The 23,742-nt window shown below is 71.9% G+C and carries 19 protein-coding genes; 8 read left to right on the forward strand and 11 right to left on the reverse strand.

Annotation, left to right across the window (positions count from 1 at the left end; translation table 11 throughout):
• The first annotated feature begins 26 nt into the window (after nt 1–26).
• The gene (locus tag JYK18_RS35610; RefSeq protein WP_206807778.1) at nt 27–4,133 is read left to right on the forward strand and encodes a WD40 repeat domain-containing protein; all 4,107 of its coding nucleotides are present in this window, start codon (nt 27–29) and stop codon (nt 4,131–4,133) included.
• A 120-nt stretch (nt 4,134–4,253) separates the two neighbouring features.
• Nucleotides 4,254–5,018, forward strand: a complete 765-nt coding sequence (locus tag JYK18_RS35615; RefSeq protein ID WP_206807779.1) for a phosphotransferase — start codon at nt 4,254–4,256, stop codon at nt 5,016–5,018.
• Here JYK18_RS35615 and JYK18_RS35620 read toward each other — a convergent pair.
• Both JYK18_RS35620 and JYK18_RS35625 read right to left on the reverse strand, forming a co-directional pair.
• Nucleotides 4,997–5,917 (reverse strand): sugar phosphate isomerase/epimerase, encoded by a 921-nt coding sequence (locus JYK18_RS35620; RefSeq protein ID WP_206807780.1) that lies wholly within the window; start codon nt 5,915–5,917, stop codon nt 4,997–4,999. The two genes, JYK18_RS35615 and JYK18_RS35620, sit on opposite strands and share 22 nt — an antisense overlap.
• Nucleotides 5,918–5,966: 49 nt before the next feature.
• Nucleotides 5,967–10,487 (reverse strand): RHS repeat-associated core domain-containing protein, encoded by a 4,521-nt coding sequence (locus JYK18_RS35625; RefSeq protein ID WP_206807781.1) that lies wholly within the window; start codon nt 10,485–10,487, stop codon nt 5,967–5,969.
• 138 nt (nt 10,488–10,625) lie between these two features.
• Here JYK18_RS35625 and JYK18_RS35630 point away from each other — a divergent pair, with 138 nt between their 5' ends.
• On the forward strand, nt 10,626–11,294 hold the full coding sequence (locus tag JYK18_RS35630; protein ID WP_206807782.1) for a DUF427 domain-containing protein: 669 nt from the start codon (nt 10,626–10,628) through the stop codon (nt 11,292–11,294).
• Here the strand turns inward: JYK18_RS35630 and JYK18_RS35635 are convergent.
• The gene (locus JYK18_RS35635) at nt 11,284–13,521 is read right to left on the reverse strand and encodes a tetratricopeptide repeat protein (RefSeq protein ID WP_206807783.1); all 2,238 of its coding nucleotides are present in this window, start codon (nt 13,519–13,521) and stop codon (nt 11,284–11,286) included. The genes JYK18_RS35630 and JYK18_RS35635 overlap by 11 nt on opposite strands.
• A gap of 167 nt (nt 13,522–13,688) precedes the next feature.
• Between JYK18_RS35635 and JYK18_RS35640 the strand changes: the two genes are divergently transcribed.
• Nucleotides 13,689–14,144 carry a carboxymuconolactone decarboxylase family protein gene (locus tag JYK18_RS35640; protein ID WP_242582415.1) on the forward strand — a complete coding sequence of 152 codons (456 nt, stop codon included), beginning with the start codon at nt 13,689–13,691 and terminating at the stop codon, nt 14,142–14,144.
• A gap of 38 nt (nt 14,145–14,182) precedes the next feature.
• Nucleotides 14,183–14,620, forward strand: a complete 438-nt coding sequence (locus tag JYK18_RS35645) for an iron chaperone (RefSeq protein ID WP_206807784.1) — start codon at nt 14,183–14,185, stop codon at nt 14,618–14,620.
• On the opposite strand, the gene JYK18_RS35650 is transcribed toward JYK18_RS35645, so the two are convergent.
• Nucleotides 14,597–15,514, reverse strand: a complete 918-nt coding sequence (locus JYK18_RS35650; protein WP_206807785.1) for a LysR family transcriptional regulator — start codon at nt 15,512–15,514, stop codon at nt 14,597–14,599. The two genes, JYK18_RS35645 and JYK18_RS35650, sit on opposite strands and share 24 nt — an antisense overlap.
• Nucleotides 15,515–15,587: 73 nt before the next feature.
• Between JYK18_RS35650 and JYK18_RS35655 the strand changes: the two genes are divergently transcribed.
• The gene (locus JYK18_RS35655; RefSeq protein WP_206807786.1) at nt 15,588–16,487 is read left to right on the forward strand and encodes a serine/threonine dehydratase; all 900 of its coding nucleotides are present in this window, start codon (nt 15,588–15,590) and stop codon (nt 16,485–16,487) included.
• A 71-nt stretch (nt 16,488–16,558) separates the two neighbouring features.
• Here JYK18_RS35655 and JYK18_RS35660 read toward each other — a convergent pair whose 3' ends face one another.
• The 6 genes from JYK18_RS35660 to JYK18_RS35685 all read right to left on the reverse strand — a co-directional run bounded on the left by JYK18_RS35660 (nt 16,559) and on the right by JYK18_RS35685 (nt 21,089).
• Entirely contained in the window at nt 16,559–17,263 is a 705-nt protein-coding gene (locus JYK18_RS35660) for a hypothetical protein (RefSeq protein WP_206807787.1), read from the reverse strand.
• A 39-nt stretch (nt 17,264–17,302) separates the two neighbouring features.
• Nucleotides 17,303–17,677: a hypothetical protein gene (locus JYK18_RS35665; RefSeq protein WP_206807788.1), complete on the reverse strand. Its 375-nt coding sequence runs from the start codon at nt 17,675–17,677 to the stop codon at nt 17,303–17,305.
• 47 nt (nt 17,678–17,724) lie between these two features.
• Nucleotides 17,725–18,111: a roadblock/LC7 domain-containing protein gene (locus JYK18_RS35670; protein WP_206807789.1), complete on the reverse strand. Its 387-nt coding sequence runs from the start codon at nt 18,109–18,111 to the stop codon at nt 17,725–17,727.
• Nucleotides 18,112–18,349: 238 nt separating this feature from the next.
• Nucleotides 18,350–19,354 carry a hypothetical protein gene (locus JYK18_RS35675; protein WP_206807790.1) on the reverse strand — a complete coding sequence of 335 codons (1,005 nt, stop codon included), beginning with the start codon at nt 19,352–19,354 and terminating at the stop codon, nt 18,350–18,352.
• 29 nt (nt 19,355–19,383) lie between these two features.
• Nucleotides 19,384–20,445 (reverse strand): hypothetical protein, encoded by a 1,062-nt coding sequence (locus JYK18_RS35680; protein ID WP_206807791.1) that lies wholly within the window; start codon nt 20,443–20,445, stop codon nt 19,384–19,386.
• 53 nt (nt 20,446–20,498) lie between these two features.
• Complete coding sequence (locus tag JYK18_RS35685; protein ID WP_206807792.1) at nt 20,499–21,089, reverse strand: isochorismatase family protein; 591 nt, start codon at nt 21,087–21,089, stop codon at nt 20,499–20,501.
• A gap of 119 nt (nt 21,090–21,208) precedes the next feature.
• On the opposite strand from JYK18_RS35685, the gene JYK18_RS35690 reads away from it, so the two are divergent.
• Both JYK18_RS35690 and JYK18_RS35695 read left to right on the forward strand, forming a co-directional pair.
• Nucleotides 21,209–22,189, forward strand: coding sequence for a GlxA family transcriptional regulator (locus JYK18_RS35690; RefSeq protein WP_206807793.1), 981 nt, complete (start codon nt 21,209–21,211; stop codon nt 22,187–22,189).
• Nucleotides 22,186–22,440: a hypothetical protein gene (locus JYK18_RS35695; RefSeq protein WP_206807794.1), complete on the forward strand. Its 255-nt coding sequence runs from the start codon at nt 22,186–22,188 to the stop codon at nt 22,438–22,440. The genes JYK18_RS35690 and JYK18_RS35695 overlap by 4 nt, the downstream gene beginning before the upstream one ends.
• Here JYK18_RS35695 and JYK18_RS35700 read toward each other — a convergent pair whose 3' ends face one another.
• Complete coding sequence (locus tag JYK18_RS35700) at nt 22,441–23,739, reverse strand: DUF4474 domain-containing protein (RefSeq protein WP_242583795.1); 1,299 nt, start codon at nt 23,737–23,739, stop codon at nt 22,441–22,443. It abuts the gene before it with no gap.
• Between the last annotated feature and the right edge of the window lie 3 nt (nt 23,740–23,742).

A 23,742-nucleotide genomic window follows, 5' to 3' on the forward strand; every position in this document is an offset into this window, starting at 1 on the left:
GGGTGACGCGACCACGAGGGGGATCGATGCCACCGGCAGACGATGTCGAAAACTCCGCCGACGAACCCGAAGCGAATCGCCGGGCGCGGCGCGGGGTGCGCGAGTGGGTGCGCTCGGCGGGCAAGAGCACCGGTCGCGGCCTGCGGAAGGTGACGCCCTACGGGACCTACGCCTTCCTCACCGCGGCCGCGGTGGCGCCGGTGGCCGGGGCCGCGCTCGGCGGCACCGACGCCTTCGCCACCGCGCTCGACCAGCTCGGCGGTATGGGCGGCAACTACCTCGCGAACGTGCTCGCCGACACCGCCGATCGCATGCGCCGCCAGGGCATCGAGCCCACCGGGGACCAGTGGCGGGACGCCGTCGCCGAGGAGCTGCGCGCCCGGCTGGAGGATTCCGGCGAGGAAACGCTGCGGCTGCGCGAAGAAGTCGGGCAGGTACTGCGGGCGGTGGACGGCGTCGGCGCGGCGCTGACCGAGTCCGCCGAGCACGCCCACGACCTGCACCAGGAACTCGTCGGCGCGATCGCGGTGCTGGGCAACGACTTCGACGAGTTCCGCTGGATGCTCACCGACCTGAAGCAGGCGCTGGCCGAATCGACCAGGACGCTCGGCGACGTCCAGCGCGAACTGCTGCTGGCCCGCACCGAGCAACGCGAGCAGAGCGACGTCACGCACCGCTTCCTCGTCGCCGTGACCAAGGTGCGCCAATGGCTCAAGCCGGAACACCGCGCCCCCGCGCCGCCCGCCGACGGCCCCTGCCCGTACCCCGGGCTGACCAGTTTCCAGGCCGGGGACGCGGAATGGTTCCACGGCAGGGAAAACGCCGTCGCCGAGGTGCTGGCCCGCCTGGACCGGCCCGGCCCGCTGGTGATCGTGGGCGCCTCGGGTGCCGGGAAGTCCTCGCTGCTGCACGCCGGTCTGCTGCCCGCGCTCGCCGATGGCGCGCTGCCCGCCGCCGGTTCCGCGGCCTGGCCCCGGCTGGTCCTGTCCCCCGGCGCGAACCCGCTCGGCGAACTCGCCGCCCGCGTGGCGGCGCTCGCCGGGGTGAACGCCGTCGCCGCGGCACGGGACCTGCGTGCGGCACCGGCCGAATTCGGGGCCCTGGCCCGGCAGGCCGCGCTGGCCACCGGTGAATCCGCCCGGCTGGTGCTCGTGGTGGACCAGTTCGAGCAGGTGTTCACGCCGTACGTCGACGCGGCCGAGCGACTGGCTTTCGCCACCGCGCTGGCCAACGCCGGGCCCGCGCTGGTGGTGCTGGCCGTGCGGGCGGACTTCTACGAGCAGTGCACCCGTCTCGAACCGCTCGCCGCCGCGCTGCCGGACCAGTTCGTGCTGGGCCCGATGACGCCGGACGAACTGCACCGCGTGGTCACCGAACCCGCGTCGAAGGCCGGACTGGTGGTGGAGGCCGGGCTGGCCGAACGGCTGGTGGCCGATCTCGGTGTGCGCGAGGGCGCCGACTACGACCCCGGCGCGCTGCCGATGCTGGCGCACGCACTGCACGAGACCTGGCGCAACCGTGCCGGCCACACCCTGACCGCGGAAGGCTACGCCCGGACCGGCGGGATCGAGCACGCGGTTTCCGGCACGGCCGACCGGATCGTCGGCGCGCTCGGGGACACCGAACGGGAGGCGCTGCGGCGGACGCTGCTGCGCATGGTGACCGTGGTGGACGGCGGCGGCGCGGTCCGCAGGCACGTCCGCCGCGACGAGGCCGACCTGACCGTGCTCACCCCGCTGATCGAAGCGCGGCTGGTGACCGCGGACCAGAGCGGCGCGCAGATCAGCCACGAGGCCCTGCTCACCGCGTGGCCGCGCCTGCGCGCCTGGGTGGACGAAGATCGCCACGGACTGCTGGTGCGCCAGCAACTCGACGAAGCGGTCCGGTACTGGACGAGCAACAACCGTGACGACGGCGCGCTGTACCGGGGTCTGCGGCTGGCTTCCGCACAGGAGTGGGCGGGCCCGCGGACCGACCTGTCCGACGCCGAACGCGAGTTCCTGCGGGCGAGCGAACGGGCCCAGCAGCGCTCGGCCCGCCGCCTACGCGGCCTGGTCGCCGCGCTGGCCGTGCTGCTGGTGGCGGCGCTGACCGCGGGTGTGCTCGCGCTCGTGGCGCGCGACGAGGCGGAACGCGACCGGCTGAACGCGCTTTCCCGGCAGTACGCGGCGGAATCACTGCGGAACGCCGACGCCGCTCCCGGCGAATCGATGCGCAAAGCCCTGTCGGCCTGGCAAACCGCGCACACCACGGAAGCCCGCAGCGCGCTGCTCACGGCGTCCACGCTGACCTACCCGGCCACCTTCGACTCCGGTCTGGGCACCGCCCACGCCGCCGATATCAGCCCCCGCGGCGAATACGCGGCCGTCGGCGGTCCCGACGGCAAGATCGTGGTCTGGGACCTCCGCGCCAACCAGCCGCTGCCCGCCGAGTTCAGCGGGCACACCGAAGCGGTGGACGACGTCGAGTTCTCCCCGGACGGTTCGCTGCTGGCCACCACGTCGGCGGAGGCGTTCGGCCTGCGGATCTGGGAGGTGCCCAGCGGGCGCCTGGTCCGCACCCTGCCCGGCGTCTTCCGGCTCGCCTGGCGGCCGGACGGCGGGGAACTCGCCGCCGTCGGCCTGTCACTGGACTTTCCGGTGGTCGGCTGGGATCCGTCGACCGGCCAGGAGGTGCGCCGGCTGCCCGGTGACCGGTCGCTGGTCCACGACCTCGCGTTCGGCGCCGGCGACCGACTGGCCGTGGCCAGGGCGGGTGGCGTGGTGGAGCTGTGGCGGACCGGGGACAGCACCCTGGTCACCCGGGTCGAAGCGCATTCCGCCGAGGGCGGCATGCGGGTCGCCTTCGCGCCGGGGGTGCTGGCGACCAGCAGCCAGCGGGACACCGAGATCCGCTTGTGGGACAGCGAAACCGGGGCGCCACAGGACCCGCTTCGCCTCGGCGGCGAGTTCGGGCCGGGCGCGATGGCGTTCAGCCCGGACGGGATGCGGTTGTTCGCCGGCGTCGGCGCGGAGGTCCAGCGCTGGGACGTGAGCACCCGTCAGCGGGCAGGCAACTACGCGTGGGACCGGGACCCGGTCGCCGACCTCGTGGTCTCCGCGGACGGCCGGACCGTGGCCGCGGCGGCGGTCACCGGCAAGGTGACCCGCTGGCAGCGCGCCACCTCCTGGTACACGCGACCCAGCGGACCGGTGATCGGCATCGCCTTCGCCCCGGACGGCCGGACCGTCGCCGCCTCCGACGGCACCGGCGCGGTGCACCTGTGGGATCCGGCGACCGGCGAGCAGCGGGACCAGTTCACCTCGGACGCGGGCCTGGTCAGCGTGCTCCGCTACACCCCGGACGGCACCCGGGTCGAAGCCGTGCAGAACGGCGTCGTGCGGGTCACGCCGCCGGGTGGCGGGGCACCGCGCACGGTGGCGCTGCCCGGCCGGGAACTGCGGGGCGATCTTGTCGTCTCCCCGGACGGCGCGCTGATCGCGGCGGCCTCGCGCGGTGCGGACGACTTCCGCGTCCACCTGTTCGACACCGCGACGCTGACCGAGCGGAAGGTACTGGAACTCGGTGCGTTCTCCGCGTACAGCATGGTTTTCTCGCCCGACGGCGCGAACCTCCTCGCGGCCACCAGCGACACCACCACGGGCGGCGTGCTGCGGTCGTGGCGCACCACGGACTTCGGCGAAGCGTGGTCCACGCCGCTCGGCCCCGAGTTCGTGACCGGACTGGCGATCAGCCCGGACGGGCGGACCCTGGCCACCGGCGACGGCGAACAGCTCCGGTTGCGCGCTGCGGCCGACGGGCGGGTCCTGCGGGAGGTGGGCGCGCCGCACCCGTCCGCCATCCGGGATCTGGTGTTCTCCCCGGACAGCCTGGTGCTGGCCTCGGGCACCATCGCCGACGCGACCGTCCGGCTGTGGAACGTGGCCGACGGCGGCCTGCTGGCCGTCGCGGACGGCCTCACCGGGCCGCCGAACGACCTCGCGTTCTCCCCGGACGGCACCGTGCTCGCCGCCGCGGGGACGGACACCGACGTGGTGCTGTGGCGGATCGAACCGGAGGCCGCCGTCGCGGAGATCTGCCGGAACCTCACCGACGGCGGTGCCACCGGCCTGACCGACCTCGGTTGCCGATGATGAGTGCCATCGGCCTCGCCGACCTCGAGCGCCGCTGGCAACGCGCCACCGGCCTGACCGACCTCGGGTCCTGGTAAGGCGCCACCGGCCTGGCCGCCCCCAGTGTCGATAATGAGTGCCATGGCAGAACTCGAGATCGTCGTCGCGCATCGGGAGTGCGCGACTCTCCGCGTCGGCGAGGTGTTCCTCAAGGTCGACACCGATCAGGCGCGGGCCGACCTCGAGGTGGCGGCGATGTCGCTCGCGCCGGTCCCGACGCCGGAAGTCCTGTGGCGCAAGCCGCCCGTGCTTGCCCTCGCCGCCCTCCCGGGGAAGGCGCTCGGCCGCCTCGGTCAGCCGCCCACCACATCCTCGGCCGCGTGGGCCGCGGCGGGCGCTGCCGTGCGAGCGCTGCACGACGCGCCCCTGCCGCCCTGGCCCGGCCGGGACCTGGACGAGATCACCGCGGAACTCGACGCCGAATGCGACTGGCTCCTCACCAACGACGTCCTCCCCGCCGAGCTGGTCACCCACAACCGCCAGGTCGCCGAGGCCGCGCTCCGGCCGTGGAAACCGGTGTTCACGCACAGCGACCTGCAACTCGCCCACGTCTTCGTCGACGGCGACCGGGTCACCGGCATCCTCGACTGGACCGAGGCCGCCCCGGGCGACGCCTTATACGACCTCGCCACCCTGACCCTCGGCAACGAGGACCGCCTCGACGACGTCCTGGCCGGCTACGGCACCGACGTCGACCGCGACGTGATCCGCGCGTGGTGGTCCCTGCGCAGCCTGCGCGGGATCCGCTGGCTCACCGAGCACGGCTTCGACCCGGCCATCCCGGGCTGCGAGATCGACGTGCTCAAGGCCCGGATGCCGGGCGCTCAGCTCCCGCAGTCGAGGTAGTCGAACGAGACGCGTGCCTCGTCCAGCATGGTGTCGACCTCGCCGAAGAACACCGGGTCCTGCTCGAAGACGTAGTTGCGGACCTTGCCCCGGGCGGCGGCCAGTATCTCGGGCAGCGGCAGCTCGCCGTGCCCCAGCGGCCGCTGCTCCAGCTCGGCCGCGGTCCGCACGCCGTCCTTGACGTGCAGCAGCTCGATGCGGTCGCCGAGCCGGTCCAGCAGCGCGGCCACGTCCTCCCCCGCGTCGTAGGCCCAGCCGATGTCGAGCTGGAAGGTCACGTACCGGCGATCGGTGTTGCGCACCAGCAGTTCCCACGCCGAAACCAGCTCGCCGGTCACCGGGTCTGGGTACTTCGTGGTGAACTCGTGCTGGTGGTTGTGCACGTAGACCTTGCCGGTCCCGTTGGCCACCGAACGCACGCCGAGGCGGTCCAGCGTGGCCGCGGTCGCCAGGGTGTCCTCATAGGACCCCAGGCCGGGCGCGGCCGACCCGCCCGAACCGACGTGGCGCTGGCCCAGCGTGCGCGAGTCGGCGAGTTCGGCGGTCCACCCGGCCTCGTCGGTGCTGCCGTGCCTGCTGGTGGCGCGCAAGCCGTACTCGCGCAACAGGTCACGGAACTGCTCGGCGGTCAACCCGTTGAAGGTGAACGGTTCCACGTTGCGGTAGCCGATGTCGGCGAGCTCGGCCAGCACGGTCCGCAGGCGGGCGTGGGTGGCCTCGTCGTCGCCGAAACCGACGTACTCGGCGAAGGTGTAGAGCTGGATGGAGATCTCGCTCAGCGGGACCGGGTGCGCCGGGCCGCACCCCTCGGCGGCGGCCGCCACCGGGGCGGGCAGCGCCAGGCCCGCGGACACGGCCAGCACCAGGGGCACCCGCAGCAGGGCGGGAATCTTCTTCACCGTGTCGTTCCTTCCAGGAAATCAGCGATGGCACCGGTCGAAAAGCGGTCTACGGCGTGAAGTTGCCGATCGTCCCGGTGGTGTCCTGCTTGTAGGTCAGGCTCGGCGGGAACCAGTCGTTGACCTTCTTCCACTCCGCCGCGGCGTCGGCCGGGTTCATCTTCGCGATGTCGCCCATCTTGTCGTTGAACTTGGCCACGTCGTACGAATAACCCCGGCCGACCTCGGCGAAGTGGGTGATCGTGGCCATGTCCTTGACGTGCTGCGGCAGCTGGTCGAAGGTCTTGCGGCCGCTGGCCCAGTCGTTCAGGTCGGCCGCGGCGTGCTTGCCGCCGTCCGGGCCGGCGGTGACCTTGTCGACGAAGCCCTGGTAGCTGGTGAGCTTGTGCCCGTCCATCCGGACCACCGGGTCGTACTGCTGGAACCCGTGGTTCAGCTTGATGCCGTGGTGGTCCAGCCCGATCTTCGTGTGCGGCGGCAGGCTGTCCAGGTAGGCCTTGGTGTCGGCCTTCGACCCGTTCTTCATCCAGACCTGGGAGTTCCAGTGCCTGCCGAGGTTGACCAGCTCCTCGGCGGTCGGGCCCTGGAGCGGCCGCTTCCAGCCCGGCGGCACCGGCCGGCCGGGCGGGGTCGCGCTGCCACCGGTGTTGCCCGGGTTGTGCGTCGAGTTCGGGGTGGTCGGGGCGCGGTCCGGATCACTGCTGCGGGTGCACACCAGGCCGAGCACGTCGCTGTCCCCGAACGGGTCACCGACGTAGGCGAACGGGTTCGGCCCGGCGGTCAGGCCAAGCGGGTCCTGGCTGAGGTACCGCGCCGAGGCCGGGTCGTAGTAGCGGAAGACGTTGTAGTGCAGGCCGGATTCGGGATCGGCGTACTGGCCGGGGAAGCGCAGCGGGGTGCTCGCCCGCGCCGCCGACGACGGCAGTTCGCGGCCCCACAGCGTCCGGCGGCTGTGCCAGGCGAGCTGCCCGTGCTCGTCGACCAGCTCGGTCGGCGTGCCGACCGCGTCGGTGATCACGGAGTGGAACCGCTCCCCCGCCGGGCCGCGGTCCAGCTGGGTGACCGGGGTCGCCGTACCGGGCAGGTGGTTCCAGGTGGTGCTCTCGGTGACCCCGTCGGCGACCCGGATCTGCTCGATCAGCGTGGCGCCGTCCCAGACGAACGAGGTGGTCTCGGCGATCCCGCCGTCCGGCCGCAGGCGCTGCTTGGCGATCCGCCTGCCGAGCGGGTCGTAGCGGTACCGCCACCGGTCGCCCTCCGGCGTCCGCAGTCCGGTGAGCCGCTCGCCGGTCCACTCGTAGTGCCACACCCGCTCCCCCCGCGGATGTGCTTCACGACGGCGGACGCGGCGGCCGAAGTGGTCGTGGTCGAAGGAGATCGCGGTGCTGCCGGGCCACGCGACCAGGTTGCCCGCGCCGTCGTAGCGCAGTTCCTCCGCGCCGTGCGCCGCGGAGATCGCCACGATGCGCGCGGCGGCGTCCCTGGTCAGGGCGGTGCGGCCGCCGACGTCCTCCTGCAACGCGGCCAGCTTGCCGTCGGCGAGGTACTCGAACGCACGCCGCTGGACCGGCGCCTGGCCCGCGTCCAGCTGCTGCGCGGTGAGCCGCCCGCCGGGGCCGAACGACTGCCGCAGCACGCTCACCCCGTCGACCTCACGGGCCACCACGCGGCCGCCTTCGTCGTGGCGGTACCGGACCACGTGCCCGGCGGTGCTCAGCGCGACCGGCCGGTCGAGATCGTCGAAGGCCCAATCACTGTCCACACCGGACGGTGTGCGGCGGCGGATCGTGTTGTGCTCGTAGGAGAAGGTGACCGTGCGTCCGTCCACGGTTTCCCGGACCACGCGGCCGTACCCGTCGCGCTCGAACTCCACTGTGGACTCGGCGGTGGAGATCCGGACGACCTCACCGACCGGGTCGTAGGCGTAGCTGGTGACGCCGTCGGGGCCGTGCACCTCGACGAGGTTGCCCAGCAGGTCGTAGCGGTACTCGGTGACCTCACCGGCGGCGTCGGTGGCGTGCGTGAGCTGACCGGCGGCGTCGTAGCGGTAGGTGCGGGTGCGGCCGTCGAAGTCCGTCTGCTCGGCGAGCCTGCCCGCGGGGTCGTACCCGTAGGTCCAGGTGCGGCCCTCCGGGTCAGTGACCGAGGTCAGCCGCAGCTCGGTGTCGTAGCCGTAGCGGGTCCGCCCGCCCGCCGGGTCGACGACGGCGGTGAGCAGGCCGAACGGGCCGTACTCGCGGCGCGTGGTGCGGCCGAGTTCGTCGGTGTGCTCGGTTTCGTTGCCCTCGCCGTCGTACCGCCAGCTGGCGCGTTCCTGCCGGGTGCCGGTGCGGGACGCGCGCTGCCCCTCGATGGTCCAGCCGAGCAGGATGTGCCCGCCGCCGACCTCCGGGATCGCCCGCGGCCTGCCGAACTGGTCGTGGTCGGCGGCGACCCCGGCCGGTGCGGTGTCCGCCGCGTCCAGCGGCAGGCCGGTCGAGGTGCCGACCGGCTCGGTCAGCGGGTCCGGCGCGCCGGAGTCGTAGTGGCGGTGCCAGATCCGGTCCTCGCCGGGCACGGTCACCGAGGTCAGCGCGGCGCCGGTGTAACCGAGCAGGGCGGTGCTGCCGTCCGGACGGACGACCCGCGTGGGCCTGCCCTGCTCGTCGTGTTCGTAGTTCGTGGTGCGGCCCAGCGGATCGGTCCGGCTGAGGAGCCGGTCGTACTCGTCCCAGGTGAACCGGGTGGTGCCGCCGAGCGGATCGGTCTCGGCGGTGGTGCGGCGGCGATCGTCGTACTCGATCACCGTGCGGTGGCCGAGCGAGTCGACGTAGGTGGTGACGCCCTCGTCGTAGGTGAAGGAGCCGTCGAGGTAGGCACCGTCGCCGACGGTGCGGACGCAGCGGCCCTCGGTGTCGTAGACGTAGCGGTACCAGGCGCCATTGCGGTCCTGCCAGCCGGTCACCCGGCCCTGGGCGTCGTAGTCGAAGTGCTGCGGGCGGCCGGAGGAGTTGATCACGTCGGCCAGGTGCCGCCGCTCGTTGTAGCCGTAGCGCAGCACGGTGACGTCCTGCTTGCTCTCCCCGCCGAGCACCCGCAGGTCGGTGATGCGCCCGTCCCGCGTGCGCAGGCCGACGCGCACGCCGTCCGCCCGCTGGAGCAGGGTGGGTGCGCCGAGGTCGTCGTAGAACACCTCGGTGCGCAGGGCGCCGTCGATCGCGCGCAGCGGCAGGGTGCGCCCGGAACCGGAGAAGTGCAGCGTCTCGGTGGTGGTGGTGAGCGTGTAGCCCTCGCCGACGGGGGTCAGCGTCCAGCGCGGTCCGGCCACGGGTTCGGCCGGTTCCCCGACGCGGGGGTAGACCAGCACCATGCCGTCGGCGGAGAAGTAGCGGATCTGCTCGCCGCCGACCTCCAGCCGCTGGTCCAGGGTCGACGACCAGGACGGGCCGAACCAGCGCCCGGCCCGGTGGGAGGAGACGTGCGTCCGCCGCAGGACCAGGTCGCCCAGGGTGAGGTCGACCTGCTCGATGATGACCTCACCGGTGGCGACGTCGACCGGGTCGCCCTTGCAGTTCCGGCCGTCGGGGCCCACCGGCTGGCCGTTGCCGTTGTTCCCGTTGCCGCCGTTGTTGCCGTTGTTGCCGCCGGAGCGGTTGCCGCCGCCACCCCGGGTGCCGGAGGACGAGGTGGAGCCGCCGCCGTCCAGGCCGCGGTTCTCCGACGGCGGATCGTTGCGGTTCGGCTGGGGCGTCGGCGGGCCGGAGTTGTTGTTGTCGCCCTTGGCGTTGCTGGCCGAGGTGCCGTCGCCCTTGGCGGTGTTGGTGTCGGGCTTCTTGCCGCCCTTGATGTCCTTGAGCTTCTTCGCCGCGTCGCCGAACGAGTCACCGAGCTTCTTCAGCAGCGGCGCCAGCTTCTTCAGTGCCTGGACCAGCTTCTCGGTGATGTCGGCGATCTTCATCGCGGTCTTGGCCACCGCGGAGATCACCTGGGGCACCACCCAGGCCATGCCGATGCCCAGGGTGAACAGCACCTGCAACGCCCAGCTGATCAGGTGCCCGACCAGTTCCGCGATGATGTCGCGGACCAGCGACCGCACCGCGCCGACCACCTCACCGGCGGTGCCGATACCGCTGGAGGCACCTTCGGCGGCCGATTGCGCGCTGCTGATCAGCGTGGCCGTGTCCGCCCCGCGATCGCGATAGGCGTCCCCGGCGGGACCGGTCCAGGAGGCGGTGTCCTCCTCGATCATCTTCGCCAGGTCGGCGCTGATGGAGGACAACTCGGTGCCGACGTTCTTCCACGTCTCCGAATGCGCCTTGATCTCATCGGGATTCCCGGTGAGCGCGTCGAGGGCGTCCGACAGCGGCCCGACGTGCTCGATCAGCCAGCCGACCCCGGCGGCGAGGATCGACCCGAAGGGATCCATCGCCATGCCGAGCGCGTCGAGCGCGGTCCCGGCCGCGCCCAGCACCCCGGCCGCCCAGTCACCACTCTCGATCGCCTTGCTGGTCTCGTTGACCGATTCCAGGATCGGAATGCCCGAAATGGCCGTTGTCGAGTCCTTGGTCTCGGCAATAAGCGGGTTCCCCATGACCTGCCAGCTCCCCCTGCTCCGGTTGTCGGTTCCCGGCGAGTCAATCGAAGATGGCCGCCGGGGTCAGCCGAGTGCGGTCGTGTTGCCCGATCCGTCACCGAGTGCTGCCCGGTCGTCCCCCGTACCGTGACGGGTATGACGGAGCAAGTGGAACCGGCACCCCGCCGGGTCAGGGCGTTCCTGCACGGGCGCCTCGCCTTCGACACGACGAATGCGCTCTATGTCTGGGAATGGCCGTATTACCCGCAGTACTACATCCCGCTGGCGGACGTCGCCGCCGGTGTGCTCGACGCACTCGGCCCCGAAACGGCCCGTGTCCACGACGAGGGCGCCGTCGCAGGTCACGTCCGGTTCGGCTTCGCCGCGCTCGACGCCTGGTTCGAGGAGGACGAGCGAATCTTCGTCCACCCGCGCAATCCGTACACCCGCGTGGACGCGTTGCGCTCCACCCGTCACGTCCGGATCGAGCTGGACGGCGTGCGGCTGGCGGAATCCTCGTCCCCGGTGCTGGTGTTCGAGACGGGACTGCCCACCCGCTACTACTTCAACCGCACCGAAGTGGATTTCCGCCACCTCGTGCCCTCGGCCACCGTCACCGAATGCCCGTACAAGGGCACGACCTCCGGTTACTGGTCCATCCGGATCGGCGCCGACCTGCACGAGGATCTGGTGTGGGCGTACGACTTCCCCACGCCCGGGCTGATGCCGATTCGCGGCATGCTGTGCTTCTACAACGAAAAGGTGGACACCTTCGTCGACGGCGAGGAGATCGCTCGCCCCAGCACCCATTTCTTCACGAAGTAATGGCTTCCCGTGCCTGCCGGGCGAGCTTTTCGTCGTGCGGCCGGTCGAGTTTCCCGGCGAGGGCGATGGTGCGGTCGAGCAAGGCGATCGCCTCGTCGTGACGGCCGGCGACGCGGCAGGTTTCGGCGTAGGCGTGCAGGCAGTCGATCTCCAGCTGCGCTTCGTCCAGTGGTTCCAGCAGTTCCAGCGCCCGCCGGTGGTGGTCGAGGCCTTCCTCGGGTGAGCCCGTGAGGCGCAGCGCGACGCCGAGGTAGTTGTGGCACCACGCCTGGTTGTGCGTCAGGTCGTGCTGTTCGGCGAGGTGCAGCGCCTCGTGCAGGCTGCGCAATGCCTCCGCCGGATCGTCCGGGGCGAGCGCGACGCCGAGCGTGACCAGCCCGGTGATCCGCGCGGGCCCGTCGGCCAGCGCCACCGACGCCCTGGCGAGTTCGATGGCCTCGCCGGGTTCGCCGAGGCGGAGGGTCACCCAGCCGTCGAAGGCCAGCGCCTGGGCTTGCCCGCCCGCCTGCCCGAGCTTCTCGAACAGCTCGCGGGCCCGGCGGAACTGTGTCCGCGCGGCCACGAGGTCGCCGAGATCGCGCCGTGCGAAACCGATGCGCAGCGCCAGACCGGCGGCGAGGTGGTCGTTGGGTTCGGACCGTTCGGCCTGCTCGTAGGCGGCCAGTGCGTCGGACAACCGCCCGGCGGCGGCACGGGTGAAGCCCAGGTCCGACAGCAGCGACGCGCGTTCCTGGTCGCGCCCGAGCCGTCCGGCGGCGGCCGCGGCGGTTTCGAGCAGCCGGGCCTGGTCGTCGGTGCCGCGGTGCCGGAAGAACCAGACCCGCAGGGCCCGCGGCAGTTCGGCCACCACCTCGTCCACACGGAGCCGGACGGCGGCGTCGAAGGCGGCGATCAGGTTCGGGTATTCGAGGTCGAACCACGCCATCGCCCGTGCCGGATCGCCCGGCGAAGGCCGCGGGCGGTGCGGTGACGGCAACGTCTCGTCGTGCGCGACGGCCTGGGCGAGGTAGTGCGCCAGCACCCGGCGCAGGGCGGCGTCCGCTGTGTCCTCTTCGGCGGCGAGGTCCGCCGCGTAGCGCCGGAGCAGGTCGTGCATCCGGTAGCGGCCCGGGGACAGTTCCTGGACCAGGTGGGCGTCGACCAGTTCCTCCAGCACGTCGTTCACCTCCGCCGGGCGCAGACCGGCGAGCGCACCGGCCACGGCCGCGTCGAAGTCCTCCCCGGGCAGCACGCCCAGCAGCCGGAACACCCGCCGCTGGGTGCCGTCCAGTTGCTGCACCGACATGCCGAACACCGCGTCGAAGCGCCCGGCGTTGTCCCGCAGGCGTTCGGCGAGCACCGCGACCGTCCAACCCGGACGGTGGCGCAGCCGGGCCCCCGCCATCCGCAGGGCCAGCGGGAGCCCGCCGCACTGCGCCAGCACCTGGCCGACGGCGTCCTCCTCGGCGGCGGTCAGCCCGGCGGCCCGGCCGAACAGGTGCGCGGCGTCGCCGTCCGCCAGCGGCGCCAGCGAGACCGGCGGCACCCCGTCCAGACTGATCAGCCGGTGGCGGCTGGTGATCAGGACCGCGGACTTGCCCGCGCCCGGCAGCAGCGGCCGCACCTGCTCGGCGTCGACCGCGTTGTCCAGCACCACGAGCGCCCGCCGCCGGGACAGTTCCGAACGCCAGAGCGCCGCGCGATCGGCGGTGCCGGCCGGCGGCTGCGTGACCTCGAGCGCGGCCAGCAGCCTGCCCAGCGCGGTGCGCGGGTCCAGCGGTTCCTGGCCCGGGGTGAAGCCATGCAGGTCGAGGTAGAGCCCGCCGTCCGGGTACGCCGAGGCGAGCCGGTGGCCCACGTGCACCGCGAGGCTCGTTTTGCCCACGCCGCCCATGCCATCGATCGCGACCGCGCCCGCCGTCCGCAGCAACTCCTCGACCTGCGCGGCCTCCGCCTCCCGGCCGGTGAAGTCGAACAGGTCGGCGGGCAGGTCGTTGCGGCGTGGTGGCGGTGCCGCGCCGGCCTTGGTGGCCTCCGCCCACAGCGGGCGCAGCGGCCGCGGGTCGCGGGCGACGACCCGGCACAACGCCACGACGGCCTCCCACGGCGGCACGAGCCTGCCGGTCAGGTACCGCGAGAGCGACGAACTGCTCAACCCCGCCTTCGTGGCGAGGGCGCGCAGGCTGAGGCCGCTCAGCTCCTTGATCCTGGCGAGCTGGGCGACCAGTCGCTCCTGGGGGCTGGACACGGAGAACACCGTAGCCGTCCCGCCCCGCCGAACCGGATCAGTGCCGTGTTTCCGCTGGTCAGGCCGTTTCCCGCTGTCCCACGGTGTCCCACGGAGGGCGCGGGCCGGGGTGCGCTGGTGGTCGTATTGCTCCTGTCAGCGAGACACCCCGAACGAGGAGAAACCCGATGGCCACCGAGCGCATGCCGAACCCCGCGATGCTGGTTCCCGAGGCGATGGAAGCCCTGATGGCGGTCAACCGGGCCATCACCGGGGCCGGCGTGGACGGCGGGCTGCTGGCGCTGAGCCACCTGCGGGCCAGCCAGGTCAACGGCTGCGGCCCGTGCGTGGCGGGCGGGGTCCACCAGGCACGGCAGCACGGGCTCACCGACGAGCAGGTGCACGCGGTGGCCGCGTGGCGCGAAACCCCGTGGTTCAGCGACGAGCAGCGCGCCGCGCTGGCGCTGACCGAGGCCGTGACGCGGCTCGCCGACCGGCCGGACCCCGTCCCAGACCACGTCTGGGACCTCGCGGCCAAGCACTTCGACCAGAAGGAACTCGCCGCGCTGCTGCTGAACATCGCCATCACCAACGCCTTCAACCGGCTCAACGCGCCGACCCGCCAGCAGGCCGGTCAGTGGTGACCCGGAACCGAACCCGACCAACCCCGAAAGGACCGATCATGACCAGCAAGACCGAGAAGTACGACGGCTTCACCACCGAAGAGCGCGACGCGATGAAGGAGCGCGCCAAGGAGCTGAAGACCCGCGCCCGCCGCGGCGCGAAGGCCGACACCGAGCCGGAGGTGCTCGCGAAGATCGCGGGCCTGGCCGACGCCGACCGGGTGATCGCCGAGCGGCTGCACCAGGTGATCAAGGCCAACGCGCCGGGCCTGACCCCGAAGCTGTGGTACGGCATGCCCGCCTACGCCAGGGACGGCAAGGTGGTCTGCCACTTCCAGCCCGCGTCGAAGTTCAAGACGCGTTACGCCATGCTCGGCTTCAGCGACCAGGCGAACCTCGACGACGGCGACCTGTGGGCCACCTGGTTCGCGCTGGCCGAGCTGACCCCGGCGGTCGAGGCGAAGCTCGCCAAGCTACTCAAGCGAGCGGTGAGCTGACCTGGCCGCGCTCTCGGCGAGCAGGGACACCATGGTCAGCACGTGGGACGGCGGGCGGTCGCGGTGCACGGTGTGGATCTCGCGCACCGGCCGCCTGCCGGTCAGGTCGCGGACCACCAGCCCGTCCCGGCCGGCTCCGGCGAGCAGCGTGTCCGGGACGAACGACACGCCGAGCCCGGCCCGCACGAGCGCGAGGATCACCGCGTAGTCCCGGGTCTCGTAGGCCACCCGGGGTGCCACGCCGGTCTCGGTGACCAGGCTTTCGAAGCACACGCGGCTCGGCGCGGCGTCGTCACCGGAGATCCAGTCGTCCTCGGCGAAGTCCTCGAACTTCGGGCGCCGCGCGGTCGCCAGCGGGTGGTCGGCGGGCAGCACGAGGCGGAGGCGGTCGGCCAGCAGCGGGCGCCGCGCCAGACCGCGGGACGGGGGCAGCCGGACGCCGGGATAGCGGTGGGTGATCAGCAGGTCGAGCTCACCGGAGAGCACCAGGTCGTAGCCGTCCGGCGGTTCGAGGTCGGTCAGGCGCAGGCGGGTCCGCGGGTGGGCGTGGCGGAAGGCGCGGAGCGCGGGCGGGACCAGTACCTGCCCGGCGGTGGCGAACGCGCCGATGCTCAGGTCGGTGGCCGGGAGCTCGCGCAGTTCCGCGATGGCCAGCTCGGCGGCCCGCAGTTCACCGGTGATCGCCTCGCCGTGCGCGACCAGCAGCCGTCCCGCCTCGGTCAGGGCCGCGCCGGTGGGCCGCCGGTCCAGCAGCGCGCAGCCGACCTCGCGCTCCAGCCGGGCGAGCTGCTGCGACAACGCGGACGGGGTGAACCCCATCCGCCGGGCGGCGGTGGCGATGGATCCGGCGTGCGCGACCTCGACCAGCACGCGCAGCCGTTCGGCGGTGATCACGCCATAAGTATCGCTAACGTCGGGCAAGTGATCAGCGCTGGTCGCTAACGACTCCGGGCGGCAGGGTGGAGCCATGACAGCCACGCTCACCACCGAGGTCACCGCGGCCGCCGACCGCATCCGCCCGCACGTCCGGCGCACGCCGCTGCTGCACGCGGAGGTCGATGGCAGGCCGCTCGCGCTCAAGCTCGAACACCTCCAGCGCACCGGCTCGTTCAAACTGCGCGGCGCGCTCAATGCCCTGCTCGCCGGCGACCTCCCGGCCGAGGTGGTGACCGCGTCGGGCGGCAACCACGGCATCGGCGTGGCGACCGCCGCGCGGATCCTCGGCCTCCGCGCCACCGTTTTTGTGCCGGACTCGGTGCCCGAGGGCAAGGCGCGGCGCATCGAACGGGCCGGGGCCCGCCTGGTCCGCGCGGGCTCGACCTACTTCGACGCCGCCGCCGCGGCGCGGGAGGCCGCGACGGGACCGGGCATCCGGTACGTCGAGGCGTACAACGACCCCGTGGTGATCGCCGGGCAGGGCACGGTCGCGGCCGAGATCGTGGCGGACGCCCCGGAGGTGGACGCGATCGCGGTCGCCGTCGGCGGTGGTGGCCTCGCGGCGGGTGTCGCGCTGGGCGGGGCGGGCCGGTTGACCGTCGCCGTCGAACCGGAGCGGTGCGCGTGCCTGCACCACGCGCTGGCCGCGGGTGAACCGGTGGACGCCGAGGTGGTCTCCGTCGCGTCGTCCGCGCTCGGCGCCACCCGGGCCGGGGCGGTCCCGTTCGGGATCCTGTCCAGCCACCCGGTGCGGTCGCTGCTCGTCACCGAGGACGCGATCCTGGCCGCCCGCGACCGGCTGTGGGAGGAGTTCCGGCTGGCCGTCGAACCGGCGGCCGCGGTGCCGTTCGCCGCGTGGCTCGACGGCCAGGTCCCCGGGGAACGCCCGTGCGTGGTCATCTGCGGCGCGAACGCCGACTGGACCCCGTGACCTACGCCGGCGGGGCCACGCGGTCGAACATCTTCCCCGCCTTCAACAGCGTGGAGAACGAGTAGCCCGGCCTAGGCGATCCACGCGGGCAGTTCCGTTTCCAGGCCCATGATCCGCGTGGTCGGCCTGCGGCGCGGCCACTTCCCGGCGGTGGTGACCTCCGCCAGGTTCTCCGCGAACGCCTTCCGCTGTCCCGGGGCCGCGACCGGCCACCGCAGTCTGAGCACCGGCCGGACCGGCGCGAGGAACTCCCTGACCGTTTCGTGCGCGCCGGCCGACCGGGCCCGGTGGTCCCGTTCGGCCCGGTAGGCCAGTTCCAGCTCGATCCGCGGTGGCGCGCCGCCCGCCTGGTGGTGGCACCGGGTGAGCATCCGGGTGATCTCCTCCAGTGCCAGCCGCACCGTGCCGGACATCCGGTCCTGCCACAGCCCGGGGAACGGCACGTTCGGCGCCTGGGTGAGCGCTTCCTCCCGCATCACGATCAGCGCCCGCACTGCCGTCCCGGCGAACTCCACGCGAAGCCGCGCCCACCGGCCGCCGACGTCGACGTACAGCAGTGGCGCGCCGACCGCGCAACCGCGGCGGATGCGCTCGCGCGCCTCGACGAGCGGGTGGTCGAGCACCACCTCGCCGTCGTGACGGTGTTCCGGCAGCACGAAGACGAACTCCAGTTGCTCGCCGGTGAGCTTCAGGCGCGCCGGGAAGAGCGTCCCGAAGTCGTGCATGAACGCCGAGCCGACGGCCAGCGCCTCGATGCTGGACCCGTCTCGGGTCATCACCGCCTCCTCCGCCGTGCGCACCGCTCCCCGGGTGAGCTACACCTGCAGTTCGGACTCGATGCGCTTGAGGTAGTGCCGCGCCAGCGCGAGATTGGCCTGGTCGCGGTCGAGCACCAGGTACAGGAACAGCGTGCTCCGCGCGCCCAGCGCGGTGTCGAGCAGCCGGATCAGGTGGTACTGGCGGCGAAGCGTGATCAGGATGTCCTCGATGCTGTCGTTGAGCGCGAGCGAGGACATCACGCGCAGCTTGGATCTGACCACGTCGGTGTTGCCCGCCGCCGCCACCTCCAGGTCGAACCAGTCACCTCCCCCGGCGGTGCCGAGCGACATCCCGCTCTCGTAGTCGACCAGCGCGACCCCGAGCGCGCCGGTGATCGACATGGATTCCTTCAGTGCGGTGTCGATGTTCATCGAAAAACTCCACTTCCTCGGTGTGCTCGGGGACCGGGTCCCGCCGGTCAGTGCCGGGACCCCACTCGGTCGGCCAGGATCGAGCCGATCCGCTCGATGACCGGGCGGCAGGCGAACAGCAGCCGCCCGACGTTCAACTCCTTGTCTCCGATGACGACCATCAGCGCCGACCGGCTGATGGCGAAGACGGCCATGTAGCCCTCACTGCCGAAAACCACGGTCTGGCCGAGCGTTCCCTTGCCCGTCACCTCGACCGCCTGGCGCGCGATGCCCAGGTCGGCGGCGGCCAGCGCGGAGAGCTTCGCCGGATCGATGCTCATCGCCGCGTCCGCGACGATGGGGATCCCGTCGACCGCGGCTATCACCGTGTCGGTCACCCCGGTGACGCTTTCCCGGAGAGTGCGCAACTCGGCGATCAGTGCGTCGAAATCCACAAACCTTACTTTCTGCTACGGGAAATTCAAAGCCGGGAAAACTTAAACAGATTCACCCGGCCGGCACCACGGCCCACCAGCAGCACCACTCGATCGCGTGAAGCGCGACCAATGCTGTAACAACGAATTCCTGGCCCTCACCAACAATTCCCCGACATCGGACGGTTATTGGGCAACAGAAAAAGAAAACGGGCTCAAACAGGCGACATTCGCCCGTTTGAGCCCGTCTGTTGGGCCGTCAGGAGCAGCGGTAGTGCGAAGGCCGCTTCGCCTCGACCCCGGCGATCGTGCGCTCGTCGTCGCTGAGTCCGGCCAGCGTGAAATTGGTCGTGATCGGCTGCGCCACGACCGCGCCGTCACGCCAGAGCACCACGCCCGACTGGGAGCCGTAACCGGCGATGGTCCCGTTGCCGCCGAGGGAAACCCCTTCGCGGAGACCGGTGCGGATGGTGCGGACCAGTTCGCCCCGCGCGTTCCACTCGGCCGCCGCGTAGCTGCCGGCTCCGTCGACGCTGCCGACGACCCGGCCGCCCCGGATGCCCCATGGCGTGCTGGAGCCGTCGGCGCCCATCGACGCGAGCACCCGCCACTGACCCGCGGGGTCCACCACGTAACCGCCGGTACCGGCGTCGGTCTGCACGATGACCCGGCCCTGCTCGTCGAGGTCGGCGAGGTGGTGGTAGCCGAGGTTCTGCGGGGTGGGCAGCTCGCGGTAGGTGCCGGGCGCGTTCCCCGGCCACACCACCAGGATGAGCCGCGAGCCGGCGTCGGCCCAGCCGGCGACGTCGCCGGCGTTGTTGACCGCCCACGCCGATGAGCTGGTCCACGCGGGATTCGCGGGCAGCTTGGTGACCTGGCCACCGTGGCCGACGGTCACCGCGTGGAAGACGCCGTCGACGACGGTGTCGCCGATCACCAGGCCGGAGGCGTTCACGTCGCGCAGGTGCGGCACGCTGGTGTCGGCCCGGAACACCACCTTCCCGTTGTCCCACAACGTTCCCCGGGGGTCGGCGACACCGTCGCCCCAGAGCGGCCTCAGCCCGGTGATGCCCACCGCGTACCGGCTGCCGTCGTAGGCGTCGACCTCACCGATCTCCGCGCCCGGCGGCAGGTCCCAGACGGTCTTCTGCCAGGCGCAGGCCGCCGCCGGTTCCGCCGCCACGGCCGGACCGGCGGGGATCGCCGCCAGCGCCGCCCCGAACACGGCCGTGGCGAGTACGCGTCTCAGTCGTTTCTCCGACACCAAAGCACCTTTCTGTCCTGAATGGATGGTCAGCCGCAGGTCCACACCGTCGGCATGTGCTTGCCACCGGGGATCGCCCAGCTCCGGCCCGCGATCGCGCCGTCGTCGCTGGACACCAGGAGCTGCAGCCCGTGGGTCTCGGTGAAGTTCAGCGTGGAGCCGAGCGTGGTCCGCTGCCACACCCCGAATTCGCGCCAGTCCGGATCGTCGGTGCGGCCGACGAGCTGCCCGTCGTCGTTGATGCCCCGGATGTCCGCGGACCGCGTCACCTCACGCGGCTGCCCGTCCCGGTCCCAGAGCACGCTGCGGAAGAAGGCGCCCGTCTCGTAGCTGGCTTCGCCGATGACCCGGCCGTTCGAGATCCCCCGGGTGATGACGTCGTAAGCCCCTTCGGGCAGCGGCAACCGGCGCGCCACCCCGTCCCGCCAGAGGTACGGCACCTGGTTGTAGTCCTCTTCGACCGAGACCAGCACGGTGCCGTCCTCGTCGATGCCGTCGGCGGTGGCCCGCGTCCCGGGCAGGCCGGTCAGCTCCACCACCGTGCCCGGTGCGTCGGCGGGCCAGATGACCGGATGCCAGAAGGGCCCGTCCTCGGCCATCGTCTCGACGGCGCCGACGATGTCACCTTTGTCGTTGACGCCTTCGGCCATCGACTGGCCGGCACCGGGCAGTTCGGGCAGGCGCTCCATCCGGCCGTCGCGCGACCGGATGGCGGCGCGGAAACCGGTCTGCTGGTAGGCGATGCCGACCACGGTCCCGGCGTTGTTCACCCCGGTGATGGTCAGCCGCTTCTGGAACTCGGGGTCGTCGAGGTTGCCGAACTCGGTGAACTGGCCGTTCTTCCACCGCACGGCCCGGCTGCCCTGCTCGGAGTCCGCGCCGTAGGAGACGCTGCCCGCGTAGCCGCCGGTGCCGTCCGCCGCGTCCACCCCGCCGGTGAGTGCGCCGGACGGCAGCGGCAGGACGGTCCGCGTCCAGGTGCACGCGTCCGGTGCGGCGGGCCCCGCCGAGGCCGCGGGCGCCACCGCACCGGTCATCGTCGCGATCAGCACCCCGGAAAGCAGGAAGCGCGTGAGAAACCGGTTCGTCATGCCGCCCATTCACCGGCAGCGACCTATATCCACGCCATATTCCGGGAAACGGACTAACGCAGCTCGGCGGCCGACGGCACGACCACCGCGTAGAGATCACCGATCGTGGCGAGGGCCGCGCGGTGCTGGTCCGCCGCGGCCACCGGACCGGCGGCGGACGGCAGGGCGCGGGTGGCGCAGGCCCCGGCGACCACGGTCGGGGTGTTCCCGCGCAGGAACGCGCCTTCCGCGGTGAACGTGACGCACATGTGGGTCATGAACCCGGCGATCACCACGTCCCGGTGCCCGGCGGCGTCGACCAGCTCCCCCAGTTCGGTGCCGACGAACGAGTTCGGCGCGGTCTTCACCACGACCCGCTCGCCCGGCGCGGGCGCCACGCGCTCGTGGATCCGCCCGATCTCCTGTCGGATGTCGTAGGGGCTGCCCTCGCCGCTGTCGTGCATGACGTGGATGACGGTGGCGCCTTCGGCCCGGGCACGGGCCAGCAGCGCGGCCGCCTCGTCGAGCGCGCTCTCCCAGCCGTCGAGCTCCATCACGCCACGCGTGTAGGTGTTCTGGTAGTCGACGAGGATCAGCGTGGCGCCCGAAAGCGCGGCGGCGGTGGTCGGCAGGCTGCTGATTTCGCGGAGCGTGGTGCTGGTCATCTTGTTCCTTCGGTTCGTCGGGGTACGGCTACCATCGTGGCTGACCTGATCGACCACGGAGATACGGAATCGGGTCAGCCCTGGCCGGGATCGGCCGACATCCGCGAGGGAGGGACCCGATGCGTGCTCCGGGAGTGGCCGTCCTGGCCTTCGACGGCATCAGCCCGTTCCACCTCGCCGTGCCGTCGCTCGTGTGGGGGCCGGAAGCCCCCACCGGCGACCTCGAACCGTGGCCGATCACGGTGGCCGCGCCGGAGCCGGGCCGCCTCAGGACCACCGCGGGCTACGCGATCGACGTGACCGCGGGCCTCGACGCGCTCGACACCGCCGACATAGTCGTCGTGCCGTGGTGGTCCCATCCGGAGTCGCCCGCGCCCTCGGCGGTCTCGGCCGCGTTGCGTGCCGCGCACGAGCGCGGCGCGCTGGTCGTCGGACTCTGCCTGGGGGTGTTCGTCGTGGCCGATGCCGGGATCCTCGACGGCCGCGCGGCGACCACGCACTGGAGGTGGGCGGACACGTTCCGGCGGCGTTTTCCCCTGGTGCGCCTGCAACCGGAGGAGCTGTACGTCGACGAGGGCGACGTCGTGACCGGCGCGGGCGCGACCGCCGGGATCGACACCTGCCTCCACCTGCTCGCCGGCCGGGCCGGTCAGGCCGCGGCCAACCGGGTCGCCCGCCGCATCGTCGCCGCGCCACACCGGCCGGGCGGGCAGGCGCAGTTCATCGAACTCCCGGTCCCCGTCCCGGACGAGGACCCGCTCACCGCCGTACTGGCCTGGATCCAGTCCCGTTTGGACAGTCCACACAGCATCGACGAGCTGGCCGCGCGGGCGCACATGAGCCGCAGCACCTTCACCCGCGCCTTCCGCGCGCGCACCGGCACCACCGTCCACCACTGGCTGGTCGCGCAACGGCTCGCGCGGGCGAGGCACCTGCTGGAAACGACGACGCTCGGCATCGACACCATCGCCACGCGGTCCGGTTTCGGCACCCCGGCCCGCCTCCGCGAGCACTTCGCCACCGCACTGGGCACGACGCCCACCCGCTATCGCACCGAATTCCCCGCGGGACCGCCGGAGCGACGTAGGATCAGCACATGAGCGAATCCCCGGAGGAACTGGCGAAGGCGTTGCGCGCCAAGGCCAGGGCGGCCGCGACCGCGGCGTTGCGCGAGGGACTGGTCGACGTCGAAAGCCGCCACGGCCAGCACGTGGCCGACGAGGTCGTCGGCCTGCTCGACATCGCCGACCTCTACCAGGGCCTCGTCGAGCCGGGCCGGGACTCCGACTCTGCCGACGACTCTGCCGACGACGACCAGCCGTACGAACTCAACACCAAGTACGAGTGGTGATCACTTCTCCCAGGTGTAGCTGATCGAACCGTCGGGATTGATCACCGGCTTGAACGTGGGGTCCGCGGCGGCGTAGCGCTGCATCGCCTTGAACATCTCGTCCCGCATCGCGGGCCGGTCCTCGACGTGGATCGTGGCCCGCTGCCCCAGCGCTTCCCGGTCCACGTTCGGATCGGTCTGGATCGCCAGGTTCCAGTAGTGGCGCTTGTCCGTGCCGTCGGCACCCTGCCCGTCGTTCGTCAGGTAGACGCGGTCGGGGTTGTTCTTGTCGTAGATCTGCTGGGTCACCCGGATCTGCTCGTCACCCTGGGCCGCGGAGTGGTAGCCGGGGATGTTGTCGGGTCCCTCGGGGTCGGCGTCCTTGGCGTACAGCGCGACCTCGCCGCCGAACGAGCCGCCGTACCCGTAACTGCCCTTCCACGCCTCGAACCGGTACTGCTTGCCGGTCACGGGATCGCGGAACTCGATGTTCGGGTGGCTGGTCTCGTGGAGCTTCATCCCGAGCGCCGGGCCCGCCTTGTCGTAGAGGTCGTGCCAGCCGAAGTAGCTCTGCAGCGAGTGTTCCCCGGTGGTGTAGAAGTCGCCGTCCTTGCTGTACTTGAAACCGAAGTGCTGGTACACCTGTTCGGCGAGTTCGGGGTTCTCCATCAGCTTGTCCATCAGCAGGGACTTGCCGAGGTTCGGGTTCTTCATGAGCACGCTGAGGATATAGCTGAGCTCGCTCAGGACACCCGCGTCCTTCTCCCGTGCGGCACGCAGGACGGCACCGGCGTCCTCGTCGATGTGGCCCTTCATATCGCGGATCGTCGCGCCCTCGTCGTTGAGGACCTTGTCGTAGGTCCGGACGATCCGCTCCATGTCCAGGAGCAGCAGCGCTTCCTGGACCTTCGTTTTGGTCTGCTTCGCCCAGGCGCCGGGGAGTTTGAACGGGTTGTCCTCGGCGCCCTGCCACGCCCGTTCGAGTTCGGCCTCCAGTGCCTTGGCCTCCTCGCGTTTGCTCCGGGCTTCCTGCTGCGCCTTCTCCAGTGCGTCGCGGACCACCTCGAAGGAGGCCGCCGACCGCTCCAGGTCGTCGGCCTGCCGCTCGCGGTTCCGGCGGAACGCGTCCAGGTCGGCGAGCGCCGTTTCGCCGGCGTTGCCCTGCCACGCCTGGCTCATCTCGGTGCGCACCCCGTCGAGCTGGGCCTTGACGGCGTGCACGGCTTCCTTGGCGGCGCGGCAGGCGCGGGCCCGATCGTCCAGGTCCGTGGTGCTGCCCTGGTCGAGCTTGTCGGCGAGGTCGTAGATCCGGTCGAACATCGC

The organism is Amycolatopsis sp. 195334CR (assembly GCF_017309385.1).
Classification (GTDB): Bacteria; Actinomycetota; Actinomycetes; order Mycobacteriales; family Pseudonocardiaceae; genus Amycolatopsis.

Excerpts from the sequence above, each read along its gene's own strand:
- JYK18_RS35660 (WP_206807787.1), bottom strand. The coding sequence starts at position 17,263 with ATGACCCGAGACGGGTCCAGCATCGAGGCGCTGGCCGTCGGCTCGGCG.
- JYK18_RS35630 (WP_206807782.1), top strand. The coding sequence starts at position 10,626 with ATGACGGAGCAAGTGGAACCGGCACCCCGCCGGGTCAGGGCGTTCCTG.
- JYK18_RS35640 (WP_242582415.1), top strand. The coding sequence starts at position 13,689 with ATGGCCACCGAGCGCATGCCGAACCCCGCGATGCTGGTTCCCGAGGCG.
- JYK18_RS35645 (WP_206807784.1), top strand. The coding sequence starts at position 14,183 with ATGACCAGCAAGACCGAGAAGTACGACGGCTTCACCACCGAAGAGCGC.
- JYK18_RS35680 (WP_206807791.1), bottom strand. The coding sequence starts at position 20,445 with ATGACGAACCGGTTTCTCACGCGCTTCCTGCTTTCCGGGGTGCTGATC.
- JYK18_RS35690 (WP_206807793.1), top strand. The coding sequence starts at position 21,209 with ATGCGTGCTCCGGGAGTGGCCGTCCTGGCCTTCGACGGCATCAGCCCG.
- JYK18_RS35625 (WP_206807781.1), bottom strand. The coding sequence starts at position 10,487 with ATGGGGAACCCGCTTATTGCCGAGACCAAGGACTCGACAACGGCCATT.
- JYK18_RS35665 (WP_206807788.1), bottom strand. The coding sequence starts at position 17,677 with ATGAACATCGACACCGCACTGAAGGAATCCATGTCGATCACCGGCGCG.
- JYK18_RS35685 (WP_206807792.1), bottom strand. The coding sequence starts at position 21,089 with ATGACCAGCACCACGCTCCGCGAAATCAGCAGCCTGCCGACCACCGCC.
- JYK18_RS35695 (WP_206807794.1), top strand. The coding sequence starts at position 22,186 with ATGAGCGAATCCCCGGAGGAACTGGCGAAGGCGTTGCGCGCCAAGGCC.
- JYK18_RS35615 (WP_206807779.1), top strand. The coding sequence starts at position 4,254 with ATGGCAGAACTCGAGATCGTCGTCGCGCATCGGGAGTGCGCGACTCTC.
- JYK18_RS35610 (WP_206807778.1), top strand. The coding sequence starts at position 27 with ATGCCACCGGCAGACGATGTCGAAAACTCCGCCGACGAACCCGAAGCG.
- JYK18_RS35655 (WP_206807786.1), top strand. The coding sequence starts at position 15,588 with ATGACAGCCACGCTCACCACCGAGGTCACCGCGGCCGCCGACCGCATC.
- JYK18_RS35700 (WP_242583795.1), bottom strand. The coding sequence starts at position 23,739 with ATGTTCGACCGGATCTACGACCTCGCCGACAAGCTCGACCAGGGCAGC.